This window comes from Parvivirga hydrogeniphila (genome assembly GCF_023371205.1).
Classification (GTDB): Bacteria; Actinomycetota; Coriobacteriia; order Anaerosomatales; family Anaerosomataceae; genus Parvivirga; species Parvivirga hydrogeniphila.
This window is the reverse complement of record NZ_JAMCCO010000001.1, coordinates 740,294-763,681: the sequence shown is the minus strand read 5'-3', so window position 1 is coordinate 763,681 and position 23,388 is coordinate 740,294. Positions and strand designations below refer to the sequence as shown.

General features: G+C 67.6%; 26 protein-coding genes and 1 other RNA gene. 5 read left to right on the top strand and 22 right to left on the bottom strand.

All coding sequences use genetic code 11. The annotated features are described in order from the left end of the window. Positions 1–8 precede the first annotated feature (8 nt). The 8 genes from MX659_RS03950 to MX659_RS03915 form a co-directional block, all read right to left on the bottom strand. Entirely contained in the window at positions 9–2,360 is a 2,352-nt protein-coding gene (locus MX659_RS03950) for a hybrid sensor histidine kinase/response regulator (RefSeq protein WP_267192165.1), read from the bottom strand. Positions 2,361–2,392: 32 nt separating this feature from the next. Beyond that, positions 2,393–3,619 carry a methyl-accepting chemotaxis protein gene (locus MX659_RS03945; protein WP_267192164.1) on the bottom strand — a complete coding sequence of 409 codons (1,227 nt, stop codon included), beginning with the start codon at positions 3,617–3,619 and terminating at the stop codon, positions 2,393–2,395. A gap of 25 nt (positions 3,620–3,644) precedes the next feature. After that, on the bottom strand, positions 3,645–4,196 hold the full coding sequence (locus MX659_RS03940; protein WP_267192163.1) for a chemotaxis protein CheW: 552 nt from the start codon (positions 4,194–4,196) through the stop codon (positions 3,645–3,647). Between the two features lie 2 nt (positions 4,197–4,198). Next, positions 4,199–4,774: a chemotaxis protein CheW gene (locus tag MX659_RS03935; RefSeq protein ID WP_267192162.1), complete on the bottom strand. Its 576-nt coding sequence runs from the start codon at positions 4,772–4,774 to the stop codon at positions 4,199–4,201. Between the two features lie 15 nt (positions 4,775–4,789). Continuing rightward, the gene (locus MX659_RS03930; RefSeq protein WP_267192504.1) at positions 4,790–6,631 is read right to left on the bottom strand and encodes a GspE/PulE family protein; all 1,842 of its coding nucleotides are present in this window, start codon (positions 6,629–6,631) and stop codon (positions 4,790–4,792) included. A 5-nt stretch (positions 6,632–6,636) separates the two neighbouring features. Next, on the bottom strand, positions 6,637–7,017 hold the full coding sequence (locus tag MX659_RS03925; RefSeq protein ID WP_267192161.1) for a response regulator transcription factor: 381 nt from the start codon (positions 7,015–7,017) through the stop codon (positions 6,637–6,639). Positions 7,018–7,088: 71 nt separating this feature from the next. After that, positions 7,089–8,660, bottom strand: a complete 1,572-nt coding sequence (locus MX659_RS03920) for a CheR family methyltransferase (protein ID WP_267192160.1) — start codon at positions 8,658–8,660, stop codon at positions 7,089–7,091. 12 nt (positions 8,661–8,672) lie between these two features. Beyond that, a complete protein-coding gene (locus tag MX659_RS03915; protein ID WP_267192159.1) occupies positions 8,673–9,419 on the bottom strand; it encodes a DUF4388 domain-containing protein in 747 nt (248 codons plus the stop codon). Positions 9,420–9,649: 230 nt separating this feature from the next. Here MX659_RS03915 and MX659_RS03910 point away from each other — a divergent pair, with 230 nt between their 5' ends. The 5 genes from MX659_RS03910 (at position 9,650) to MX659_RS03890 (ending at position 12,835) form a co-directional block, all read left to right on the top strand. Further along, positions 9,650–9,997 (top strand): ArsR/SmtB family transcription factor, encoded by a 348-nt coding sequence (locus MX659_RS03910; RefSeq protein WP_267192158.1) that lies wholly within the window; start codon positions 9,650–9,652, stop codon positions 9,995–9,997. Positions 9,998–10,014: 17 nt separating this feature from the next. Next, complete coding sequence (locus MX659_RS03905; RefSeq protein ID WP_267192157.1) at positions 10,015–10,503, top strand: DsrE/DsrF/DrsH-like family protein; 489 nt, start codon at positions 10,015–10,017, stop codon at positions 10,501–10,503. Between the two features lie 74 nt (positions 10,504–10,577). Further along, positions 10,578–10,820, top strand: coding sequence for a sulfurtransferase TusA family protein (locus tag MX659_RS03900; protein ID WP_267192156.1), 243 nt, complete (start codon positions 10,578–10,580; stop codon positions 10,818–10,820). Positions 10,821–10,824: 4 nt separating this feature from the next. Next, on the top strand, positions 10,825–11,550 hold the full coding sequence (locus tag MX659_RS03895) for a respiratory nitrate reductase subunit gamma (RefSeq protein ID WP_267192155.1): 726 nt from the start codon (positions 10,825–10,827) through the stop codon (positions 11,548–11,550). Between the two features lies 1 nt (position 11,551). Further along, positions 11,552–12,835: a (Fe-S)-binding protein gene (locus MX659_RS03890; protein WP_267192154.1), complete on the top strand. Its 1,284-nt coding sequence runs from the start codon at positions 11,552–11,554 to the stop codon at positions 12,833–12,835. 65 nt (positions 12,836–12,900) lie between these two features. Here the strand turns inward: MX659_RS03890 and MX659_RS03885 are convergent, their stop codons facing one another. From MX659_RS03885 to hisA, 14 genes are all read right to left on the bottom strand, one after another. Next, complete coding sequence (locus MX659_RS03885) at positions 12,901–13,755, bottom strand: uroporphyrinogen decarboxylase family protein (protein WP_267192153.1); 855 nt, start codon at positions 13,753–13,755, stop codon at positions 12,901–12,903. A gap of 12 nt (positions 13,756–13,767) precedes the next feature. Next, a complete protein-coding gene (locus MX659_RS03880) occupies positions 13,768–14,232 on the bottom strand; it encodes a COG2426 family protein (protein WP_267192152.1) in 465 nt (154 codons plus the stop codon). Between the two features lie 2 nt (positions 14,233–14,234). After that, positions 14,235–14,609 (bottom strand): hypothetical protein, encoded by a 375-nt coding sequence (locus MX659_RS03875; protein WP_267192151.1) that lies wholly within the window; start codon positions 14,607–14,609, stop codon positions 14,235–14,237. Positions 14,610–14,657: 48 nt separating this feature from the next. Continuing rightward, positions 14,658–15,182, bottom strand: coding sequence for a hypothetical protein (locus MX659_RS03870; protein ID WP_267192150.1), 525 nt, complete (start codon positions 15,180–15,182; stop codon positions 14,658–14,660). 104 nt (positions 15,183–15,286) lie between these two features. After that, positions 15,287–15,637: a transfer-messenger RNA gene (gene ssrA, locus MX659_RS03865) on the bottom strand. A 52-nt stretch (positions 15,638–15,689) separates the two neighbouring features. Next, a complete protein-coding gene (gene smpB, locus MX659_RS03860; protein ID WP_267192149.1) occupies positions 15,690–16,160 on the bottom strand; it encodes an SsrA-binding protein SmpB in 471 nt (156 codons plus the stop codon). A 12-nt stretch (positions 16,161–16,172) separates the two neighbouring features. After that, a complete protein-coding gene (locus MX659_RS03855; protein ID WP_267192148.1) occupies positions 16,173–17,234 on the bottom strand; it encodes a M42 family metallopeptidase in 1,062 nt (353 codons plus the stop codon). A 102-nt stretch (positions 17,235–17,336) separates the two neighbouring features. Next, positions 17,337–18,986, bottom strand: a complete 1,650-nt coding sequence (locus tag MX659_RS03850) for an outer membrane protein assembly factor BamB family protein (protein ID WP_267192147.1) — start codon at positions 18,984–18,986, stop codon at positions 17,337–17,339. Continuing rightward, positions 18,983–20,674: a hypothetical protein gene (locus tag MX659_RS03845; protein WP_267192146.1), complete on the bottom strand. Its 1,692-nt coding sequence runs from the start codon at positions 20,672–20,674 to the stop codon at positions 18,983–18,985. Before MX659_RS03845 ends, MX659_RS03850 begins: the two co-directional genes overlap by 4 nt. Positions 20,675–20,681: 7 nt before the next feature. Beyond that, positions 20,682–21,011 (bottom strand): phosphoribosyl-ATP diphosphatase, encoded by a 330-nt coding sequence (gene hisE / locus MX659_RS03840; RefSeq protein ID WP_267192145.1) that lies wholly within the window; start codon positions 21,009–21,011, stop codon positions 20,682–20,684. Between the two features lie 14 nt (positions 21,012–21,025). After that, on the bottom strand, positions 21,026–21,397 hold the full coding sequence (gene hisI, locus MX659_RS03835) for a phosphoribosyl-AMP cyclohydrolase (protein ID WP_267192144.1): 372 nt from the start codon (positions 21,395–21,397) through the stop codon (positions 21,026–21,028). Between the two features lies 1 nt (position 21,398). Further along, positions 21,399–21,881 (bottom strand): pyridoxamine 5'-phosphate oxidase family protein, encoded by a 483-nt coding sequence (locus tag MX659_RS03830; RefSeq protein ID WP_267192143.1) that lies wholly within the window; start codon positions 21,879–21,881, stop codon positions 21,399–21,401. A 9-nt stretch (positions 21,882–21,890) separates the two neighbouring features. Then, a complete protein-coding gene (hisF, locus tag MX659_RS03825) occupies positions 21,891–22,658 on the bottom strand; it encodes an imidazole glycerol phosphate synthase subunit HisF (protein ID WP_267192142.1) in 768 nt (255 codons plus the stop codon). 4 nt (positions 22,659–22,662) lie between these two features. After that, positions 22,663–23,388, bottom strand: coding sequence for a 1-(5-phosphoribosyl)-5-[(5-phosphoribosylamino)methylideneamino]imidazole-4-carboxamide isomerase (gene hisA, locus MX659_RS03820; protein ID WP_267192141.1), 726 nt, complete (start codon positions 23,386–23,388; stop codon positions 22,663–22,665).

Here is a 23,388-nt window from a genome sequence, read left to right as displayed (position 1 = left end):
TGTCCCGGCTACCGGATGAGACGCTCGACGGTGTCGAGCAGCGTGTCTTGGTTGAACACCGACTTGGTGATGTAGGCGTCTGCGCCCGCCTCGATGCCCTCGGCCTTCTCCTCCTCGCGCTCCAGCGAGGTGACGATGATGACCGGGATCTCCTTGAGGGCGTCGTCGCTCTTTATCGCCCGCGTGAGCTCGAACCCGGTCATGTTCGGCATCTGCACGTCGGTGACGACGGCGTCCACCTTCAGCCCTTCGCGCAGCTTCGTAAGGCCCGCCGCGCCGTCTGTCGCAGTCTGTACGACGTAGCCGGCCGCTTCGAAGATCGAGCGCTCCAGTTCGCGAGTGGTGAACGAGTCCTCGCAGATGAGCACCGTGCGCGGCCCTTGCTCCTTCTCGGGCTTGACGTGCGTCCGGCCGCTCGACCTGCCGGTCATGCGCCGCGCATTCGCCATCAAGTCGGGCACGTTCAGGATGGGCACGACCTCGCCTGCACCGAGGATCGTCACGCCCGCCACGTTGTCGACGTGCTTGAGATGCGAGCCGAGGGTCTTGATCACGATCTGCTGCTCGCCGACGAACGCGTCCACCAGGAAGCCCATCCGGTGGCCCGAGAAACCGATCGTCACGACCGGCAGCTTCCCCGGCTCTGTGTCCTCGTCGACCGGGAGGCCGAGCACGTCGCGCAGGTGCACGAGCGGGATCGTGCGGCGCTGCCGCCGGATGACTTCCCGGCCCTCCGCCTTGATAACCTCGGCCGGATCGATACGCAGCGTCTCTTCGATCGATGCCGTCGGTATCGCGAACAGCTGGCCGCTTACGCGCACCAGCAGCGCGCGGATGATGGCGAGCGTGAGCGGGATGGTGAGCCGGAACGTCGTCCCTTCTCCTGGCCTGCTCTCGACGTCCAGCGAGCCCTTGAGCTTGTCGACGATGAACTCCCGGACCACGTCCATGCCGACACCCCGGCCCGAGATCTCGGTGATGATCGGACTCGTGGAGAAGCCGGCCTCGAAGATGAGGTAGGTGGCCTCTCGGTCGGACATGGACTTCGCTTCGCTCTCGGTGATATAGCCCTTGCGGACCGCAGCGGCCTTCACCGCGGCCGGGTCGATGCCGGCGCCGTCGTCGGAGATCTCGATGACGATGTGGTCGCCCTCCTGGCGCGCCGCGAGCCTGATGGTGCCCTTCTCGGGCTTGCCGAGCTCACGGCGCCGCTGCAAAGGCTCGATGCCGTGGTCCACGGCGTTTCGCATGATGTGGATGAGCGGGTCGTTGATCTCTTCGAGCACCTTCTTGTCGAGCTCGGTGTCGCCGCCCTCGATGATGAGGTCGACTTCCTTCTTGAACTGGCGAGCCAGGTCCCGCACCGCCCGCGGGAACGCGTTGAAGACGGTCGAGACCGGCAGCATGCGGATGGCCATGCTGTGCTCTTGGAGATCCCCGACGACTGTCGACGCGCGAGAGACCTCCTCGGAGTACTCCTTGAGCATCTGCGTCATGCGCGTCCTGAGCTCGCCTACCATCTCGTCGATGATCGCGAGGTCGTCGGAGACTGCGGCGAGACCGGACTGCTGCTCGAACGCGATCGCCGCGCTCACCCGGCGCCACGCCTGGTACAGGTCCGTCGCAAGCGCCTGCGCCCCGCGAAGGTCGCGCGCGTGCTGCTCCGCCTTGATCTGAGAGATGACGACCTCGCTCACGAGGTTCAAGAGCCGGTCGACCTGCTCGGTGCGGATGCGGACCGTCTGCTGGACGCGCGCCTGAAGCTTCTCTTCGACGTGCTGCTGGTCGGTTCCCGCAGCGCGCTCTGCGGGCGCAGCAGGCGCCGGCTGCGGCTCCTCGGCTGCCGCGGCCGGCGGCGGCTCGGGGGCCGTGGTCGCCGGCGATCCGGGAGCCGGGTTCGTCGGCTGAGGTTCGGCGTGCGCCTCGGGAGATGGTACAGCGGTCGCATCGCCAGGCGGCTCCTCTTCGTGCGAGCCGCCCGCGACCGCGGCAAGGCGGTCCAGCAGGGCCGGTACGTCCAGCTGGCCTGCGATGTCCTTGCCGGCGTTGTCCTTCAGAAAGACGATGGCGTCGAGCGCCTCGAAGAACGCGTCCGACATGCTCGGGTCGTACGCCATCTCGCCGTCGCGGACCTTCACCATGATGTCTTCGAGCCGGTGCGCGATGTCGGATATCTCGAGCAGGCCGACCATCCTCGACGACCCCTTGAGCGTGTGGGCGTCCCTGAGCATCTGGTCGATGAGCTCCCGGTTCTTCGGGTCGCCCTCGAGCGTGATCACGCCCTCGTTGAGCCGTTGGAGGTACTCGGCGGCCTCCTCCTGGAACTTGTGTATGAATGCCGAGCGGTCGAAGTCGACCATCGTCGCAGCCCTTCCCTACGCAGCCTCTCGCGCTATCGCACCAGCCGGAATGCCGCGCCGACCTGGCTCGACTCCCGCGCGATCTGCGAGAGCTGCTCGGCTGCTGCGGCCACTTGCTTGCTTCCTGCAGCGGTCTGCTGAGCGACGGCAGCGACCTCGCGCATCGCCTTGACCACCTGGTCGGTGGCGCTTCGCTGCTGCTGGGTGGCAGCGGAGATCTCCTTGGCCGCGACCGCAGTCTGCTCGATGGCGTGCAGGATCTGCTCGAAGCTGTCGCCCGTGACCTGCGCCAAGTCCACGCCCTGGCTCACCTGCTTGAGCTCCTGCTCGGTGGAGATGACCAGGTCGTTCGCCGCGCTTTGGATCTCGGTCATGATCGTCTCGATCTCGCGGGTGGAATCGACCACCGACATCGCCAGCTTGCGGATCTCCACTGCGACCACCGAGAACCCCTTGCCCGCTTCTCCTGCCCGCGCCGCCTCGATGGCCGCATTCAGCGCGAGGATCTTCGTCTGGTCCGCGATGTTGTTGATGATGGTGAGCACCTGGCCGATGTGCTGGCTCCGCTCGCCGAGCTGCATGATCTTGTTCGCCGACGCCTGCGCCCGCACCTTGATCTGCTCCATCGCCTGAAGGGTGTTGGCGACCGCCTGCTGCCCCGACTCCGCGCTCCCGAGCGACGCTTCGGCGAGGTGCACCACCTGGTCCGCGTTCTCCGCGATCTGCCGGTAGGTCGCTGCGAGCTCTTCCATGGTCGCCGTCGTCTGAGCGATCGACGCCGCCTGTTCCGCTGCCCCGGACGCCTGCTGCTCTGTCGCAGACATGATCTCGGCCGCCGCACCGGCAAGCCGGCTGGACGACTCTTGCGTCTGCGTCACGAGGTACATGATGAGGTCGAGCATCTGGTTGTACGAGCGGGCGAGCACCCCGAACTCGTCAGGCGAATCGACGTCGACCTTGTGCCCGATCTCGCCCTCGCAGGCGGCCTTCACGCTCGATGCCACCAGGCCGAGCGGCGCCATGAAGCGCTTGCCGATCTGGATGTAGACGTAGATGAACACGACGAGCATGATCAAGAACGTGCCCACCACGATCGCTGCCTGCGTGACGAGGTTCTCGCTTCGCGCAAGAACGTCTTTGAACACGAGCCACGCGACGACGAGCTGCACCGTGTTCACGACGGCGATTAGCGCGAAGTTGACGAGCGAGTACTTGAGCAGGAAGGTCGTGCGCACCTTCTCTACGAGGTTCTTGAACATGCGGTCCTCCTGTTTCGCTGGGGGCCTATGCCGCCTCGCCGATCGGCTGCAGGATGCGAGCAAGGTTGACGATCGCGACGAGCTGTCCGTTCTGGTACACGGTCCCTGACACCATCTCCGCGTGCGCGCGGTCGAGCGCTGAGAGCGGTGGCTCCACCGATGCCATGGGGACGTCGATGATGTCGCCGATCTCGTCGACGACCAGCATCGCCGTCACGTCTTCGGAGCGGACGATGATGCCGCTTCCCTCCTCTTCTTCGCGCGAGCGCCCTGCTGAGGAGCCCACGTTCAGCACGGCAGCGAGGTCGATCACCGACACGATCTCGCCGCGCACGTTGATGACGCCCAGCACGTGAGCAGGAACGCAGGGGATGCGCGTCACAGAAAAGCCGTTGACGATCTCCCGGACGCTTTCGACGCCCACCGCGTAGGTCTCCTCGCCGAGCCGGAACAGGAGGAGTCCTCGGGTCTCTACCGCATGCTCTTCGGACTCCGCTTGCGCCAACGACTCCGCACGCTCGCGAAGTATCCTCCGCACCTGCTCGTCCACGCCGGCCCGCTCGTCCAGACGCTCCATCGCTACGGCCTTCCTTCTCCGTCGTGCGAGATGCCGCTCGGCACGAGCCGGTCGGGGTCGAGCACGATGACCAGCTCGTCACCGATCTTGCACACACCGATCATCGTGTCCTTGAGCGAGTACAGGTCGGACGGCGCCTGCAGCGACATCGGCGGCACCTCGAACACGTCGTCGACCTCGTCGACGACCGCTGCGATCAGGCGCTTCCTGCTCAAGAACAGGATCATGGGGGTCTCGAGACGGATCTCGCGCCTCCCGAGCCCAAGCAGCACGCCCATGTCCACCGCCGGCGTCACGATGCCGCGCACGTCCACCATCCCCAGCAACGCCGGATGCGCGTCAGGAACCGGCGCGAACTCGACCACCTGCTGGATCTCCTGGACGTCCTCGATCGGCAGCGCGTAGCGCTGACCGTCGAGCGAGAACACGACGACGCGCCCGACCGCTGCACCGAGCCGGGCCCACGGGACTTCGCACGCGTCGCCGTGACCGCCTTCCGCGGTCGCGCGAACATCCGGCACGGCGCCTGCTTCGTCGCGGGGCTTCACGTCTTCTGCCGTCTTCTTCTTCCGAGGCACCTCGCACGACCTCCGCTAGATCCGCAAGACGCGCGCGAGCTCGTCTGCGCTCACCTGGCCCGCACGCACGCGGGCCAGCCCTGATTCCGCCAGCGAACGCATCCCCGCTGCTGCTGCCGCATCAGCGAGCTCGTCGGCCGAGGCCGACGCCGCGACCCGTGCGCGGAGCGGCTCCGTGAACGGCAAGACCTCGAAGATGCCCACCGCGCCACGGAATCCCGTCTTGTTGCAGTTCGGACACCCGAGACCGGCCTTGTTCACGATCTCCGGCGTGCCGCCGGGCAGCAGGGCGAGCGCCTGGCTCGGCACTTCCTGGGTGCAGTTGGGGCAGTTCAGCCGGACGAGCCGCTGCCCCACGCCGAGCGTGAGCGCCTGCGCCAGGCTGTGCGGCTCGACTCCGAGGTCGAGCAACCGCCGGACGCCCGAAGCGATGTCGGCGGCCGGGAAGGTCGCCACGACCAGCTTGCCCATGCCCGCGGCCTCGACGGCGAGGTGAACGTCTTCGACCGAGCGTATACCGTCGATGGCGACCACGTCCGTGTCCTGCCTGAGCCCTGCCGCGAAGTAGTTCGCAGCGGGCACCGGCGACGACGCGTCCACCATGACCTGCGCGACGGCAGGGATCTCGTACGCCACGGCGTGCTCGACGGAGTAGACGGTCTTGCCGGCCGATGCCGCGTGGGCGAGAAGCGCGTAGTACGTGGAGCTCGCACCGGACGCAACGGGGGCGCACACGAGCAGCATGCCGCGCCCGCGCTCCACCATCGCGTGCAGCGCGCGCACCTCGGCGTCTGTCATGCCGAGCGCGTCCAGCCCTTTGGGCTCGCGCCGGCGCGGCTCGAGGGACACCACGAGGCGTTGCCCGGCGACGGTGGGCACCGAGGAGAGCGTCACTGCGAGGTCGTGCTCCCCGATGCGCACGGCGGACCGCGCGAGCGAGGGACCTGACACCGGCCCTGGCGGGGCCTTGACGAACGCCCGGAAGCCCTCGGCGAGCGCGCCTTGCAGCGATAACGGAGCGCTTGCGACCTTCTCCAGAGCGCCGGCGACGCGCAACACCAAGAAGAAGTCGTCTTTGTATGGCAGCAGATGGATCTGCGATGCCTTCTGGGCGACGGCAAGCTCGAAGATCTGCGTAACGAGCACGGCGACCTTGCGCGCGTCGGCCACCGCTAGGACGTCCAGATCGATGGACGACTCGGCAGCCGGGCCTTCTGCCATCCGCTCGATCGCCTCGCCGCTCAGCTCGGCTTTCGCCGCTGGCTCGGCCGCTGGAGCAGCGGCGACGACCGGCGCGACAGGGCCGGCCTCTTCCTCGAAAAAGTCCGACGCGGCCACCGCAGGCTGCTCCGCGACAGGAGCGGGCGGCGGCGTCTCGCTCGCCGGCGCCGAGACAGGCTCCGGAGCGTGCTGCGCGCTGCCGTAGTGCTGCTGCAACGCGGCCACGATCGCGTCCGGCTCCGCGAGCACGGGCTCGACCTCGACCCCCAGCTCGCGTGCGAGGTCGTCCAGCAAGAACACGTCGAACGGCTCGCCGATCGCAACGGTGAGCATACCCTCGATCTCGAACAGCGGCAGGATGCGGCGCGAAACCGCCACAGAGGCAGGCACCATGCGCAAAGCTGACTCTTCAGGCGCGTAGCTGGAGAGGTCCACGCGCGGAACGCCCATCTCGTGCTCGAGCACCGAGGCGATGTCCGATGACCGCACGAACCCGCTCTCGCGCAGCACCGTGGCGATGGTCTCGCCGCGTGACTGCGCCGTTTGGTCCAACGCCGCGATCTGCTCCACGGTGAGCAGCCCCGCTGAAGCCAGGCTGTCCAGCACGCGGCCCGCGATGCTCGCCGGATCGATCATCGCCGTCACTGACCCTTCGCCTTGCCCAGCTCCTCGGCGACAGCTGCGAGCAAGGTGTCGGGCTCCACGGGCTTGGTGAGGTACTGGTCCGCACCGGTGCGGATGCCCGTCGCCATCGCCTGCTCTTCCGTCTTGGCGGTCAGCATGATGATGGGGATGTCCTTGTAGTTCTGGTCGAACTTGAGCAGACGGCACACGCGGTAGCCGTCGAGCTTCGGCAGCATGACGTCGAGCAGGATGAGGTCTGGGTGCTCGCCGCGCGCCTTCTCGAGCGCCTCGTTGCCGTCGGACGCGGTGATGACCTCGTACCCGCCCGACTCGAGGATCGCCTTGATCATCTCGAGGATGGTCGGGCTGTCGTCCACCGCCAGTATCCGTGCCGCCATCAGCATCTCCCTCCGTGCCTGCCGCTTGCGCCTGTTATCGGCGAGAACGCGGCCGCTCTACAGCGTGGGCGCTATGCGACGCCCATGGCCTTCCGACACTCTAGCAGACTGCGCTCGCACGTCTTCGCGAGCAAATCGAGCTTGAACCCGCCCAAGAACTCCGTCCACGCTCCTTCCGGGTTCTTGTACAGGGCCTTCAGCGCGTTCTCGTACTCCTTCGCGGCCATGTCCCACTTCCGCTGGCTCTTGTATATGTTGGCGAGGTTGAGGTGGGCAAGCGCGAACGTGTCGTCGATGTACACCGTCTTCTTGAACTCGCTGATCGCCCGGACCGCGTCGCCTTGCCGCTGGTAGATGATCCCGAGGATGTAGCGCGCAGACGGAAGCAGCGGGTTGATCGCAAGCGCGCGATGGCAGGACTCGAGCGCCGCGTCGTAGTCTCCGGCGTCCGCGTGCACGTGCGCGGCGATGAGGTGCGCTTCCGCGTTGTTCGCGTCCTCGCCGACCGCTCGGTGCGCAAGCTCGAGGGCCTCCGCGATCCGGCCCTCCTCCAACGCGCGCCGGGCCGCCGCGACCGCATCGGTGTTCGAGCCTGGCGAGGTCGATGCGCTCCTCGCAGGACGGCGCGCCTCCGATCCGCTCGGGCGCTTCGTCGTCCCCTGCGTCCGCCGGGACGCCGCGTGCTCGGTTCGCCGTTCCGCTGCTCGCTGCGGCCGTTCCGGTTTCGGCACCACCGGCTCCACGGGCGGCGCGGCAGGCGCGGACGGCCGCCTCGACGAGAGCCCGACGCCGCGACGCGCTTTCGGCTTCCGGTACAAGAACACGCCGCCGATCTCGACCGCCTCGAACTGGTCGTTGATCTGCGACAGGGTCTCAGAGTGCCCGATGAACAGGTATCCACCCTCGTTCAGGCTGTTGTAGAAGTTCGCCACCACGCGCTTCGTGGACTCCAGCTTGAAGTAGATGGTCACGTTCCGGCAGAAGATGATGTCCCAGTTGCCCATGAGCGCCAGGGGATACGGCTCCTTGATGAGGTTGTGGTAGCCGAAGTCGACGAGCGAGCGCACGTGCGGAGCGACCGCATACCCGTTCGGAACGGGCTCGAAGTGCCGAGCGATGACCTCGCTCGGAACGTTCAGGAGCGACCGCTTCGGGTACTCGCCCTTCTTCGCAACGCTGAGCGCCCTCGTGGAGACATCAGTTCCAAGGATCTGGACGCGCCACCCCAGCGAGATGATGCCCGCGTCGATGAGCGTCATGGCGATGGAGTAGGGCTCCTCGCCGGTGGAACAGCCGGCCGACCAGACCCTGATCGTCTTGTTCGTGTCGGGCTTGTTCGCCATGATCTCGGGCAGCACCCGCGTGCGGAGCGCTTCGAACTGCTGGGGAAACCGGAAGAAGCTCGTCTCGTTGATGGTGACGAGGTTGAGCAGCTCGTTGAGCTCGTGCTCGTCGCGCTCCAGGACCGAGAAGTATTCGTCGAAGCTCGACAGCCCCAAGCGGGTCGCCCGCGTCACCAACGAGATGCGGAGCGAGTCTTGCTTCAGGTCCTCCATGTAGATGCCAGAGACGGCGTGGATGAAGTCCCTGAATCGCACGAACTCCTCGTAGGTGAGGTCTTTCGAGCCGGACCACTCGCTCATGAGCGCCTGCTCCTACGCATCCGCGGCGCTGGTCTGTTCGTCCACGCGCTCGATGAGGCCGGCCGCGTACATGCCGTACAGGATCTTCGCAACCTCGAAATCGTCGTACCCGGTGAGCTGGACGAGCTCACGAACCGATCGGCCACCGTGCATGTAGCACAGGAGCATCCACTCTTTCGGCTTCAGGTGGATCTCCATGGACTTGTCGCCGGGCGCGGAGGCCATGACGAACTCCGTGTCCATGCTCGGGATCTTCTCGCGGATCTTGCTCCACAGCTCCAGACGCCGCGACGCCTCCATGATGATGTTCTCGACCGACACCGATATGCCGATGTCCTCTTCGTCGCACGTCTCATCGGGTTCGAAGCGGAGCTGCCCTTCTTCCCACCGAAACAGGTCGAACAGCGTGTCGTTGATCTGGTCTTGGATGAAGCTTTCCAAGACCTTCGCGTCCAGGTAGCCCTCATCGACGAGGATCTGGCCGAGCCTGCGATCGGCCTTCTCCTTCTTCTGGATCTTCTGCAGGCCGAGCGCCTGCCTCAGCTGCTTCTCCGAGATGACGCCCGCCTTGACCAGCCGGCGACCGAGCGACTCGCGATGCCAGTTCGACGACGCGAAGAAGACGCGGCCCTTCTTGAAGCACACCTTCCCTTGCGCGTCGGACCTCTCAAGGTAGAGCGTGCCCGTCTTCCTGCCCGCACCCAGCAGGCGGAACATGTCGGCAAGCGAGAAGTCCTTGAGGTTGCCCTCGAGGGCCACGGTTCCCTCCCGGATCGGAAACGTGCACCTTGAGCCAGCGCCGCGCACCGCACCGACGCGGAGCACGCCGGAAGAATCGTAACACGCAAGCGGCGGCTTAAGAAGCCACGACGCACAAGCGACGCAGCGAGGCTCGCTTGTGAAAGATGTTGACATGATGATTAGGCCGCCTTAAGATGCACGCATAGAGACATTCGTGTATTCGCATGTTCTCATTCGAAGGCGGGACGATGAACGACCAGGAGTTCTTCTGCCTCCACTCGGACCTGTGCAAGACCCTCGCGAACGCAAAGCGCCAGGCGATCCTGAGCGCGCTTCGCGACGGAGAGGTATCGGTCTCTGAGATCGTGGAGCGCACAGGCATCCCTCAGCCGACCGTGTCGCAACACCTCGCCACCATGCGCACCAAAGGCGTCGTCGTAGCGCGCCGCGAGGGGTCCCGCGTGCTGTACCGCGTGTCGAACCCGAAGATCGTCCAGGCGTTCGACCTCATCACCGAAGTCATGCGAGAGACGCTCGAATCGCAGACTAAGACCGTGGAGCCGTGGAGCGGCTCTTCGAACGAGAATGACGGCTGATACGGAGGAGGTACGCGATGCCAGACGAGACAGAGAAGCAGAAGAGCCTTGCGATGGTGGTGATGAGCGGCGACATGGACAAGCTCTTCGGAGCGTTCATCATCGCCAACGGCGCGGCCGCCATGGGCATGGACGTGACGATGTTCTTCACCTTCTGGGGCCTGCGCGCCATCAAGAAGGACGTCCGGACGGGCAAGACCCTGTTCGGGAAGATGCTCGGGGCGATGTACGGTGGCGACATCTCGAAGGCGAACCCCTCGAAGTTCTCCTTCGCAGGGCTCGGCCGCTGGATGTTCAACAAGATGATGGGCAACCACAACGTCGCCAAGCTCGCCGAGCTTCGCGACATGGCCGTTCAGCTCGGCGTGAACATGTACGGATGCCAGATGTCGATGGACGTCATGGAGATCCCGCAAGACGCGTTCATCGACGGCGTCAAGGAGCCCGTGGGCGTCGGCTTCTTCTTGCTCAAGGCGCAAGACGCCGACATCACCCTGTTCATCTAGGAGGCCAGGTGCGGCACAGATGCCGCGTGGAGCGCCGCGCGATGCCGGGCGCGGCCTGAGAGAAAGGAACAGCGATGTCAGAGGAGATCAAAGTGGACCTGGAACTCGACTTGAAGGGCCTGCTCTGCCCGCTGCCGATGGTGAAGGTCAGCCAGAACATCGGCAACGTGCCCGTCGGCGGCGTGATCCGCGCGGTGGCGACCGATCCGGGCTCTATGGCGGACATCCCCGCGTGGGCGAAGTCCACGGGCAACGAGGTGCTCGCGGCCGAGAAGCAGGGCAACGAGTTCGTGTTCCTCGTCAAGCGGGTGAAGTAGCCGGATGGAGACCTACCTCGCCATCACGGCGGTGTGGGGCGTGTACCTGACCGCCGTCGTGTTCTTCGCGGGGATGGGCGTGCGCGTCTACCAGTGGGCGACCACGCCGCGCTCGCCCGTCCCGCTGGGGATGTTCCCGAAGCCTGCCACCACGGGCGGGCGCGTGGCCAAGATGCTCAAGGACACCTTCCTTGCGCCGCATTCGGCCCGCATCGAACCCGCGATGTGGATCTTCGCCATGGCGTTCCACGTGGCCGCGCTCGGCGCATTCATCGGTCACGGCCGCCTGCTCGCTGAGTTCCCGGTGCTGCCGGAGATCCTCGGCGAGGAGGGCATGAACTCGTTCGCGGCGTGGTCCGGGTCCATCGCTGGGTCGCTCATGCTCGTCGGGGTCATCTACTGGATCGCGCGCCGGACGTTCGGCCCGTACAAGAACCTGTCGGTTCCCGAGGACTACCTCTTGCTCGCGCTTCTGCTGGGCGTGGTGGTCATGGGCGACCACATGCGTTTCATCTACGGCGGCACCATCCACGCCGACACCTACCGCGAGTGGTTCGTAAGCCTCCTTCGCTTCCGGCCGCAGATCCCCGAGAAGATCCTCGCAAGCAACGTCGGCTGGTCGCTCGGGACGCACATGCTGTTCACGGACCTGTTCTTGATGTACTTCCCGTTCAGCAAGCTCGTCCATGCGATCGGGGCGTTCTCGACGAACCTGACGAGGAGTGAGTAGCGTGGACGCGCAGACGATAGAGACCATCACCGGCGTCATCGACAAGAAGATGACCCGGCAGCTGAAGCAGTACCTCGACATCTGTGCTCGCTGCGCGATCTGCAAGGACGCGTGCCACCAGTACGTGGGGACCGGGGACATGAAGTACCTGCCTGCCCGGCGCGCCGAGCTCGTCCGGCAGGTCTACAAGAAGTACTTCGACGCCGCCGGAAGGTTCGTGCCCGCGCTCTACGAAGCGCGCGACCCCGACGAGAACCTCCTCGACGAGCTCTACGAGTCCTGCTACGCGTGCACGGGATGCCGTCGTTGCATGTACTACTGCCCGTTCTCGATCGACACCCAGTGGGTCGTCGCCGTGGGCAAGGCGATACTCATCGCGGCGGGACGCGGACAAGAGATGCTCGGCCAGCTCGCGGACGCGGCGATCTTCAAGGGCGAGAATGCGGAGATGTTCCGTGATGTGCTCGTCTCTGGCTTCAAGGACGTCGAGGCCGAGGTGCGCGAGATCACCGGCGACCCTGAGGCCGTCATCCCGGTGGACAAGCACGGGGCAGAGATCTTGTACGTGGCGCTCACGGGCGCGCACTCCATCCGTCCGGCGGCCGTCATCTTCCACGAGGCCGGCGTCGACTGGACGATCTCGCTGTTCGAGGCCTCGAACTACGGCTACTTCTTCGGAGACGCCGAGAAGGCGAAGCTCATCGCCAGACGGTTCATGGAGGAGGCGAAGCGGCTCGGCGTCAGAGAGGTCGTGGTGCCCGAGTGCGGTCACGCGTACCGCGTCGCTGACATCTTCTACGAGGCCTGGGCGCAGGAGAAGCTCCCGTTCAAGGTGAGCCACATCCTGGAGGTCGTCGACCGCTTCATCAAAGAAGGCCGCATCACCGTCGAGAAGGGGCGCATCGAAGGACGGGTCACCTACCACGACCCGTGCCAGATCGCGCGCAACGGCGGCATCTTCGAGCAGCCCCGCAACGTCGTCAAAGCGCTCACCGACGACTTCGTCGACCTCGTGCCGAACCGCGCCGAGCAGTGGTGTTGCGGCGGAGGCGGCGGCATCGTCGCGATCGAAGAGATGCGCGATGTCCGTCTGAAGAGCGGGACGAAGAAGGTCGAGCAGCTCCGTGCGAGCGGCGCTTCGGTGCTCGCGTGCCCGTGCGAGAACTGTCGGCTGCAGATCGAAGACCTGAACGAGCTTCACGGGCTGGGGCTCCAGGTGCGGCAGGTCATCGACCTCGTGGTCGAAGCGATGCCGCTTCCGAAGAACCGCCAGACGAGCGCGTAGGCGCTTCGTACGAACGACGGACCGGGGCGCGTGCGCGACGCAGGCGCCCCGGTCGTTCTGTCCGTCTATTCGCGCGAGGCCCCGGCCGCTTCCCGCGCCGCCGCGACCGCCCGGACGAGGGCGTGCGCCTCGGCGGCCGTCGTCACGCCACCGTCGTCCGCCACCAGGAGCTTGCCGGCCCGCGCGAGAAGCCCCGCGCGGCTTCCGACGACTTCTGCGTGCGTGAGTCCCGCTGCGAGGTCGCGAGTCGGGATGCCGCCGATGGTCATGAGCTCCGCTGAGCGCGCCGCCCAGAAGATCCGCTCGAAGCCATCGAAGTCCAGCCCGCCGCCGGCGTGCACGGCCGAGAAGCCCGCTTTGCGAGCGGCCGCGAGAAGACCCCGAACGTCGCCGTCGGAGTGCCAGACGGCGGGCACCGCAGCTTCCGTGGCAGCCTGCGCGAGTGCGGCGAGTCGCGGCATGAGCGCCTCGATCACGAAGTCGGGCGCGAGAAGCGGGCCGGTGCTGCCAGCGACGTCCTCGGCAACGACGACGGCGCGGATGCCCGCGTCGAGAGCGGCGCGCACCTGCTCCAAACGACGCTCGAGCACCGCGTCCATCGCTGTGCCGATGCGCTCCGGCTCCAGGAGCGTGGCTTTCAGCCCCGCCTCGTACCCTTCGCGCTCCAACACCTCTCCGAGCACGCCGCTCACGACGCCGAACGGTGCGACACCGGCTTCCAGAAGCGCACCTGCAGCGCTTTCGGCCCACGGGCGGTCCCAGGGCACGAAGGCGAACGCGGCGTCCAGTGCCGCGCACGCCGCTTGAAGCGCACGGTCGGGCCGCTCGGCGCCCTGCGAAAGCGCAGATAGGGCGGCGGGACCGACGAACGTCAGGCCGACGGTGATGCTCGGCCGCTTGGGGAGCTCAGCCCGCTCCACTCCCTCGCCTCCCTACAGGAGCTTGACGCCGGCCGCCACCAACTCGCTCGATGCCCAGACCACGGCGAACGCGATGACGACGCCGGCAGAGACAGCGAGAAACGCCCGCTTGGGCTCGAGGTCCAACAGCCACGCCGCCGCCGTGCCCGAATACGCGCCGGTCCCCGGCAGCGGGACCGCAACGAACAGCGCGAGCCCGATCATGCCGTAGCGTTCGACGAACGGGTGCGCCTTCGCACGGACGCGCTCGAGCTTCCGATGCACCCAGCCGCCTTCCGGCAGGCGCTCGTACACGAATTCGAGGAAGTAGTAGCCGGGCCAGAAGATCGCGAGGTTGGCAAGGAGCACGAGCGGCAGGTACGCCCGCTCGTTCGCGGCGATCGCCATGGGGACGGCTCCGCGAAGCTCGATCCACGGGATGACCGTGACGACGGCGTACTTGAGCCACGCGGGGAGCGACGCGACAAACGTAGGCACGGCTACTCCTTACCAGCGAACGCCGCGTAGATGCGCTCTACTTCAGCTTCCCAGAACGCGCGCCTGTCGGCGACGTCGCGACCCAGCGTCTCAGCGAAGGCGAAGTAGCCGTCTCCAGGCAGACCGGTGTCCTTGCGGGTGACGAGCGAGGCGAGCATCACGCCGTGTGCGCGGTCTGCCTCCGCGCATACCTGGTTCAGAAGCGCCATCATCGCGAAGGAGTACGGCTTGATGTCGACCGCCGTGACGGCGCTGCACAGCCCGGAGTACGTCGTCGTCGCGCGTGCGCGCGCGAGAGAGACGAGGTGGGCGCTCGCCTGCTCGACAGCAGCACGCCACGCGTCGCGAGAGAATCCGTATACAGTGTCACCGGCCATCAGCGCACAAGTATCGCACACCCGCAGGCCCGAAGGCCGCGACAACGGCTAGATGCGCCGTGAGTCGTACGCCCAGTTCATGAGAGCCTGGCGCTGCTTGCGCCTGCAGTCCCAGTCGCCTGGCAGGCAGTGGGCCTGCACCTGGGCGGCATGCCGGCGGAACGCGATCCAGCGCTTGATCTGCCGGTCGTCCTCGCCTGGCATCCTTCGGCCCATCCAGTACCTGCAATACCACTGGAACCAGCCCCGAGGGTCGTCCGGGTGTATCCAGCCTCTGCGCCGCCACTCGGACAGCGGCAGGCTTGCGTTCACGCCGAAGAAGTTGAGCTCGGGCACGTGCCGCTCGTGGCAGAGCTTGGCGTCGTCGAACCACTCGTCCGGGAACTCGTCACGGCAGTCGGTCATGTACTTGCCACCGAACACCCCGAGGTGGAGCATCTCGCTCGGGGCGAGCTCCGGTCTGAACCTCGGGTCGAAGTTCATCCCAGCAGGCTCGACCAGCACGTACTCATAGCCCTGCTGCATGAGGTCGTTCACGACGATGCGCTTCGGACGGATCCCGTCATCGAGCATGGGCCCTCCCGCGATGGTGTTCGCTTCCGGCTCGCGCGCGGACCGACAGACAGGTCGGCGTACACAGACGCCCGCCGCACGGAGCGACGGGCGTGACGAAGTGCTGGTGGAGGCGCGGAGAATCGAACTCCGGTCCACGATAGACCCCTGGGAAGCATCTCCAGGCTCAGTCACCCGTTGTCGTCAGCGTCTGGGACACCGGTGACCCGCGTCCAGACGCCCTGGCGGTCAGCGTCTTTCGCAGCGGCGTTCCCGCCTGTTGCCGCTGCGGCAGTCCCCTTGCGTGGCGCCTTACCGGTGACGGGGACGCTCACCGGGTCGGCGTCGCTGCGCTATCAGGCAGCGAGAGCAAGATCAGAGTTGACGCTTGAGCGTCGGCACCCCTGTTTAACGAGGCGAGGAGACCTCGGCCTGCTTCTTCCCTCAGACCTATCGTGTCGAATCCAGTCGCCCCCGGATCCGACGCATGTCAACGTGCATCGCACGCTTAGTATACCCCGCAGATGCCTATCGCCCAAGCGTGCGGTCTTTGAGCGCTCGCTCGACCTCGCGCTTGTGCTCGCGCTCCGCGATGGCCTCCCGCTTGTCGAAGAGCTTCTTGCCCCGCGCGAGCCCGAGCTCGACCTTCACGCGACCAGCAGGCGAGAAGTAGAGCCTCAGTGGGACGAGCGTGAGCCCTTTCTCCTTCGTCTTGCCGATGAGGTAGCGGATCTCGTTCTTGTGCAACAGCAGCTTCCGCGTGCGGTCGGGGTCGACGTTGCTGCGGTTGCCGTGGCTGTACGGCGCGATGTGGACGTTGTGCAGCCACACCTCGCCGTTGCGCACGGTGGCGAACGAGTCGCGCAGGCTCGCCCGGTTCTCCCGAAGCGACTTCACCTCGGTGCCCGTGAGCGCGATGCCAGCCTCGAAAGTCTCCTCGATCGTGTAGTCGTGGAAGGCCTTCTTGTTGGTGGCTATCGTCCGTTCCTCACGCGGCATCCCTGACGCTCCCTAGGGGGTGAAGTCCACGCCGGGCTCGAGGCGCAGGACGAACGCCGCCATGAGCTTCGCGGCGTTCTCGACGTCCGCGAGGGCCAGGACCTCGGTGGGCGTGTGCATGTAGCGCAGCGGCACGCTTACGAGCGCGGCCGCCTTGCCGCCCTTGGTGAGCTGGATGACGTTCGCGTCCGTGCCGGTGCCCCGCGGCGCGCCCTCGATCTGGTACGGGATGCCTTCGGCCTCGGCCGCTTCGCACAGCAGCTCGAACACGCGCGGGTTGATGTTCGGGCCGCGCGAGATCACCGGGCCGCCGCCGCACTTCACCTCGCCGTGCTTGCGCTTGTCCACGTCGAGGTAGTCGGTGGCGTGCGTCACTTCGATCGCGATGCCGATCGCCGGATCGACGCTGTACGCCGAGGTGGCGCCGCCCCGAAGCCCGATCTCCTCCTGAACGGTGGCGGCCGCGACGAGATCGCCCTTCGCGCCGCCGGCCTCCTTCACGAGGCGCAGCGTCTCGGCCGCGACCCATGCGCCCATCTTGTCGTCGAACGCGCGCGACACCGCCATGCCCTCGCCGAAGAGCTCCATGCCCACGGCGTAGGTCACCGGGTCGCCGATCCGCACGCGCTTCTTCACGTCCTCGCCGGGCAGGCCGAGGTCGATGAACATCTTGTGCATCTTGACGACCTGCTTGCGCTCCTCCTCTTCAAGGAGGTGGATGGGCAGACGGCCGAGCACGCCCAGGAGCGGGCCTCCGGCGGTGTGCACCACGACGCGCGCTCCGGGCAGGATCTGCGGATCATGGCCGCCGATCGGCGCGAACGCGCAGAACCCGTCGTCGGTGATGTACGTGACCATGAAGCCGATCTCGTCGATGTGGCCCGCGAGCATCACCGACGGAGCGCCAGAGCTCCCGCGCAGCAGCGCGTGCACGGAGCCCATGACGTCGGTCGTCACCTCGTCCGCGAACGGACGGACGTGCTCACGGAAGACGGCAGCGGCCGGCTGCTCGTAGCCGGACGGCGACGGAGCCTCGACAAGTTCTCGAAGGAAGGCGAGCGACTCGGGGTTCATACGGAATCCTCCTCGATCGATGCACGGAACTAGTCAGTTTACCGCTCAGAGCACGGGGCGGCAATCGCACCCCGCTTGGTCTCGCTCACGAGATCGAGGGGCTCACCGCTCGCCCAGGCAGTAGAAGTACCCGTCGCGCGAACCGATGTAGATGCGGCCTTGCCAGACGATCGGCGTGGACTCGTAGGTGCCGCCGCCCGTGAAGCGGGCCACGCGCTCGACGCGCACGCTCGCTCGCTCGCCGGAACGGGCAGCGGCCGTCACGCCGCCAGCGTCCGGCGACCCGTACGAGATGCGGTAGACGTTCACGGTATTGCCGTACCCGGCAGCGACGATGTGGTCGTCGACGATGATCGGGGTCGAGATCGCACCGCCGATGTAGTCCTTGTAGACGAGCACCGGCGTCGCCAGCCCGCGCTCGCCATTCGGCCCGGCGACGGTCTCGGTGGCCGTCTCGTCACGCGCGACGACGTACAGGTGGCCGTCGATGGCGGAGAACGCGGCGAGGCGGGGCCGCGTGCCGTCGGGGTCGTACGCGTCGTTCACCGAGCACGACCCGATGACGCCGCCCTGCCAATCGGCAAATGCGCGGTCGCCCGTCGGGAAGAACCACACGACGGCATCTTCGGGAGGCTTGCTCGGATCGAGCATGAGCACGCCGCCGTGGCCGCGGATGTACTGCTTCTCGACGGGGACCAGGAGCTTCTGGTCGTCGGTCGCCACGACCGTACCGTCAAGGTCCGATCCGATGTAGAAGTCCCACTCCACCGCAAGCGTCTCTGCGTCCAGCCCGTAGACGTGCCCGGCTCCGGAGGCCACGTACACGCGGTCACCAAGCAGCACCGGCGAGCTTTCGAGCACGAGGTTCCCGCCGTGGCTCTTAGACCGCTTGTCGCCCAGCAGCAAAGCCTGGCGAAGGACGCGCGGCGACCGATGCCCGCGCCACGGCTCCGTCGCGAACGGATCGATGCGGTACACGTGGCCGGACTCGACCCCCACAATCGCATGCGAACCGAGCACGAGCGCGCTCCCGTCGGCGTCCCGGCTGTAGCTGCGCGTGTGCGGGACCGGCAGGCGCCACGCCTCCTTCCCGGTGGCGTACCACACGCCGCGGAACGGGGCGATGTCCGCAGCGGTGATGCTTTGCGGGAAGCCGCGGCGCGAACCGGTCATGACGAGGTACCGGGACGGGTCGTCGGGAGCCGCGGGATCAGCGATGACGGCGGGCGAGCCCTTGATGACGTCGTCGTACTCGTACCGCCACACCGTGCGGCCCGTCTCGGCGTCGATCTTGCGAAGACCGTGGTCGAACCCGCCGACCAGGAGGTACAGCCGGCCGTTCTCGCGCACGAGCGCGGGCTGGCCGGTCCATCCCGTGCCGTACCAGGTCACCATGCCGCCAGACGCGCTCGCTTCGGCCGAACGCTTGCCCGTGCCGCCGGTCGTTCCCCCGCCGATCCGCGCCTTCCACACGACGTCGAGCCGCTCCGGCACCGGCCCCACGCCGTAGAACGACCGGCTGTCGTTGCCGAGGAACGTCGCGATCTTGATGCCGTCCGCGTCCGGGTCGGCCTGCATCGGCTTCGGCAGCTCGACCGTCAGCGTCGGCAGCACCGAGGGGACGGGCGTCGCCGGCCGCACCAGCGGGGGCGCTGAGGCGCGCGCGTGCCAGACCCCCAGGGCCACGCCCGCTGCAAGCGCAAACAGCGCGAGCCCGGCGACCAACCGGAGCCAGATGGGCGAACGTCTCACGGCTTGAGCTTCCTCCCGCACACTGTGCACCGGCGGTTCGCCGGCGCGTTGCTCGCGCCGCACGCGCGGCACGTCACCGAGATGCGGGCCTCGGGCGCAGCAGGCGCCGCAGCAGGCGCCTCCGCGTGAGGCGCGATCGGCCGCTCTGCCATCGTCTCATCGTAGCGGCGCACGAACCGGCGCCGCCACTCCTCCCGCGATATCTCCTCGCCGCTCGCCACGCCTGCGAGCGTCGCGACGAGCCACACCGGTGCGAGCACGATCCCGGCGCCGAGCGTGCACGCGAGCAGCACCGCGAACGCGACGGCGGCCGTCGCGCGGCCCTGTCGGCCGCCAGACCCCTGCGCGGTGACGAGCCGGACGCCGACGAACGCCCCGCCTGCGGCCACCGCTGCTGCAACCGCCGCAGCGATGCCAGCCGCTCGCGTCTCGCCCGAACGCCATGCCACGAGCGCGATGTCCAGCACGGCAGCGGTCACGAGCGCGGCCCCTGCCAGCAGCCGCGTGCCGTCAGGGCCGCGCTCGACCTGCGTTTCGACGGGCGCTTCGAGGACGGCGGGAGCGCCCGCGGACGTCTCCGCGAGACGAGGCGCCTGCGGCCAGCCAGGCACGTTCGGGCGCGGCAGCACGGCGAGGCCTTCCGCTCCCAACACCTCGCGGAGCCTCGCGACGCGCCTGGCCTCCGGATCGTTCTCGGGCGCGAAGCCGAACCCGGACCAGCAGTAGAAGAGCTGCGAGTACGCGTCTCCCGCACTCGGGACGTGGTTGTTGCGCGCCAGGACGTCTTCGAGGGCCGTCAGCATCTCCTGCGGGTCGCGCAAGAGCAGCATCCCCTCGGCGTCCGCCTTCTCGGCCGCACGCCACGCGAGCTCCTGGTGCCAATACGCCAGCACCTCGGTCACCACGACGACGAACGTCTGGAAGATCCACCAGCCCAGCAGCGGCGGGCCGACCTCCCGCGCCGCGACCGCAGCCTTCGTGGCGCTCATCTGCTCGCCGTCATCGCCCACACCGAGCGTGCGCGGCGTGCGCAGGTCCGCGTCTCTGAGCGCCCACACCGGGCCCGCGAGCGCAGAGACGGCCGTCGCCCACAGCGTGTCGCCCGAGAGCACCCGCGCCATGAGGTTCGCGAACACCGCGCGCTGGTCGTCGCGAGACAGGCCCTCCGCGAAGCCGCGCGTCACGCCCACGACGACGCGCGCAGGCGTCCTGCCGACGACGAACGCGTTCACCCGGTCGGTGTCGATGAGGTGAAGCGGCGGGGAGTGCTCGAACCCGGCGGCGAGGCTCATGTCCTTGAGCGCGCTGCGGGTGACTTCGAGCGTCCCCGGTCGCGGCAGCTGCGCGCCCAACCGCGCGAGGATCGTGCGCTCCGACCTCACCAGGGACGCACCCGCCCACACGCTCACGGCGAGCACGCTCGCAGCCACTGTGACTTTCGCGATGAGCGGGAACACCCTCAGCACAGCGCACGCGACCCCCACGCTTTGCGTGATGAGCGGCATGAGGATGACGAGCAGAAGGACCGCCGACGAGATCGAGCCTGCCACGGCCACGACGTACGCGACCGTGAAGGCGACGAACTTCCAGCGGTTGCCCGCTACGCGCGCCTGCAGCGTCTCGAGGCGGTCGCTCCGCACCCCCGGCGGGAGCGTCACCTCGGTCATGCCGGAGCGCGAACCGGCCATCGACCCGCTACTTCCTTCTCGAAGCGAGCTCGCGCGCGAGGTCCTCGAGCGTAAGCCCCTCGCGCACCATCACGACGAGCAGGTGGTAGACGAGGTCGCCGATCTCGTACCGCAGCTGGGCGCTGTCCCGGTCGCGCGCTGAGATGATGACCTCGCTCGCCTCCTCGCCGATCTTCTTGAGCAGCTTGTCTTGCGGACCGGCGAGCAGCGCGGCCGTGTAGCTGCCCTGGGGCATCGTGCGCTTGCGCTCTTCGAGCACTGCGAACAGCTCCTCGAGCACCGCGCCGATGCGAGCGTCCGTATCGCCTGCGATCGCTTCGGTTCCTTTGTCTGGCATCGCGCGTCCCTTCGTCACGAAAGCGGCAGCCCCTCGTCGGATCCGGCCGCCTCGTCCGTGCCGCTCACGGTCGCAAGCGTCCGGAAGAAGCACGAGCGGGCACCGGTGTGGCACGCTGCTCCGGTCTGGTCGACGAGCACGAGCAGCGTGTCGCCGTCGCAGTCGTAGCGCACCTCGAGCACGCGCTGCACGTTCCCCGAGGTCTCGCCCTTGTGCCAGTGCTCCTGCCGCGACCGGCTCCAGAACCAGGTCGTGCCGCTTGCAAGCGTGCGCCTGAGCGCCTCGGCGTCCATCCACGCCACCATGAGGACCTCGCCGGTGTCGTGCTGCTGGACGACCGCGGGGATCAGGCCGCGCTCGTCGAATACAAGCTCGCCGAACTCCATCTCACTGCCCTCCGGACCCGCGCACGACGTCGTGCTGCTTACCCTCCATCGACTCAATCACGATCTCCACGACCGCCGTCTTGTCGAGCACCCCTGGATCGAACCCGTCCACGGGGCCCCCGTGGTGGCGCATCAGCACCTGGAGCCCTGCGCGCTTCTCCTCGGCCGTCTCGAGGACGCGTGCCCGGCCGTAGCCGATGACGCTGCAGAACCGCGCGGTGTAGCCGCACGGCCGCTCGGCCGGCACGACCTCGCCTTCGTCCACCTCGAAGCACACGCGTGGATCGCGTGCGATCGCGTCCATGCGCCGGCCCTCCGCAGGCCCGTGGAGGTAGATGCGTCCGGCCTCGTAGCCGAAGTTGAGCGGCACCACGTACGGTCCGTCCTCGTCGACGATGCCGAGCCTCACGACGGCAGCGCGCCGCAGGAGCGCTTCGGCCTCCTCGCGCGGCATGCGGTGGTCCTCGCGGCGCATCGGTCGCATCCTGCCTCCTTACAGCCGCACCGGGACGCCTTGAGCGGCCATCGCTTCTTTCACCTGGCGGATCGTGAACTCGCCGAAGTGGAAGACGCTCGCGGCCAGCACTGCGTCGGCGTCGGCCTCGATGACGACCTCGGCGAAGTGATCGAGCTCGCCCGCGCCCCCGGAGGCGATGACCGGGACGTCCACTGCGCGCGTCACTGCGCGCGTCAGGTCGATGTCGTACCCGTCTTTCGTGCCGTCGCGGTCCATGCTGGTGAGCAGGATCTCGCCTGCGCCGCGGCGGACGGCCTCCTCGGCCCACGCCACGGCGTCCAGGCCGGTGTTCTTCCTTCCGCCTGCGACGAAGACCTCCCACCGTGCAGGCGAGGAGCCAGGCGCTCTGCGCGCGTCGATCGCCACGACGATGCACTGCGAGCCGAAGATCCGCGCCGTGCGCGTGATGAGCGCGGGGTCCGCGACCGCCGCGCTGTTGATCGAGATCTTGTCGCTTCCCGCCGACAGCATCGCCCGGATGTCGTCGGCGGAGCGCATGCCGCCCCCGACGGTGCACGGGATGAACACCTCTTCTGCGGCCCGCCGCGCGACGTCGAGCATGAGCGGGCGCTCCTCGTGCGTGGCGGTGATGTCGAGGAACACGATCTCGTCCGCGCCCTCGCGGTCGTACGCCGCCGCGAGCTTGACGGGGTCGCCTGCGTCCCGCAGGTCCACGAAGCGCACGCCCTTGACGACGCGCCCGGCGTGCACGTCGAGGCACGGGATGACGCGCCGCATCAGCACGCGATCACGCCTCCCCGTAGCCGGCTCGCACGGCCTCGGCCAGATCGAGCGACCCTTCGTACAGCGCGCGCCCGATGATCACGCCTTCGAGCTGCGGGCCGAGCGCGTACAGGTCGCGGACGTCGTCGAGCGTTGTGACGCCCCCGGATGCGGTGATGGGTATGAGCGTCTGACCCACGAGCGCGCGGTACGCTCCGTAGTTCACGCCGGTCTGCATGCCGTCTTTCGCGATGTCGGTGTAGGCCATCCGTTTGACGCCCAGAAGCTCGAGGTCCTGGACGAGCTCGAGGACGCCGTACTCCGTCCCCTCGCGCCAGCCCTGGATAGCGACTCTCCCGTCGCGCGCGTCGACGCCTGCGACGATCGCTGAACCGTAGCGCTCGCATGCCTCGGCCACGAACGCCGGCTTCGTGACGAGCGTGGTTCCGAGCACCATGCGCTTCACGCCCGCGTCAGCGACCCGCTCGAGGACCTCCATCGAGCGGAGACCGCCGCCGAACTGCACCGGGACCCCGAGAGCGGCGATGCGCTCCACGATGCCGAGGTTCGCCGGCTCGCCGAGCACCGCGCCGTCCAGGTCCACGACGTGCAGCCACTCGGCGCCCTGGTCGATCCAGCGTTTCGCCTGGTCGACGGGGTCGTCGTTGTAGACGGTGACGGCGTCGAGCCTGCCCTGCCGAAGTCGCACGACCTTGCCGTCCAAGATGTCGATGGCCGGGAAGATGATCAC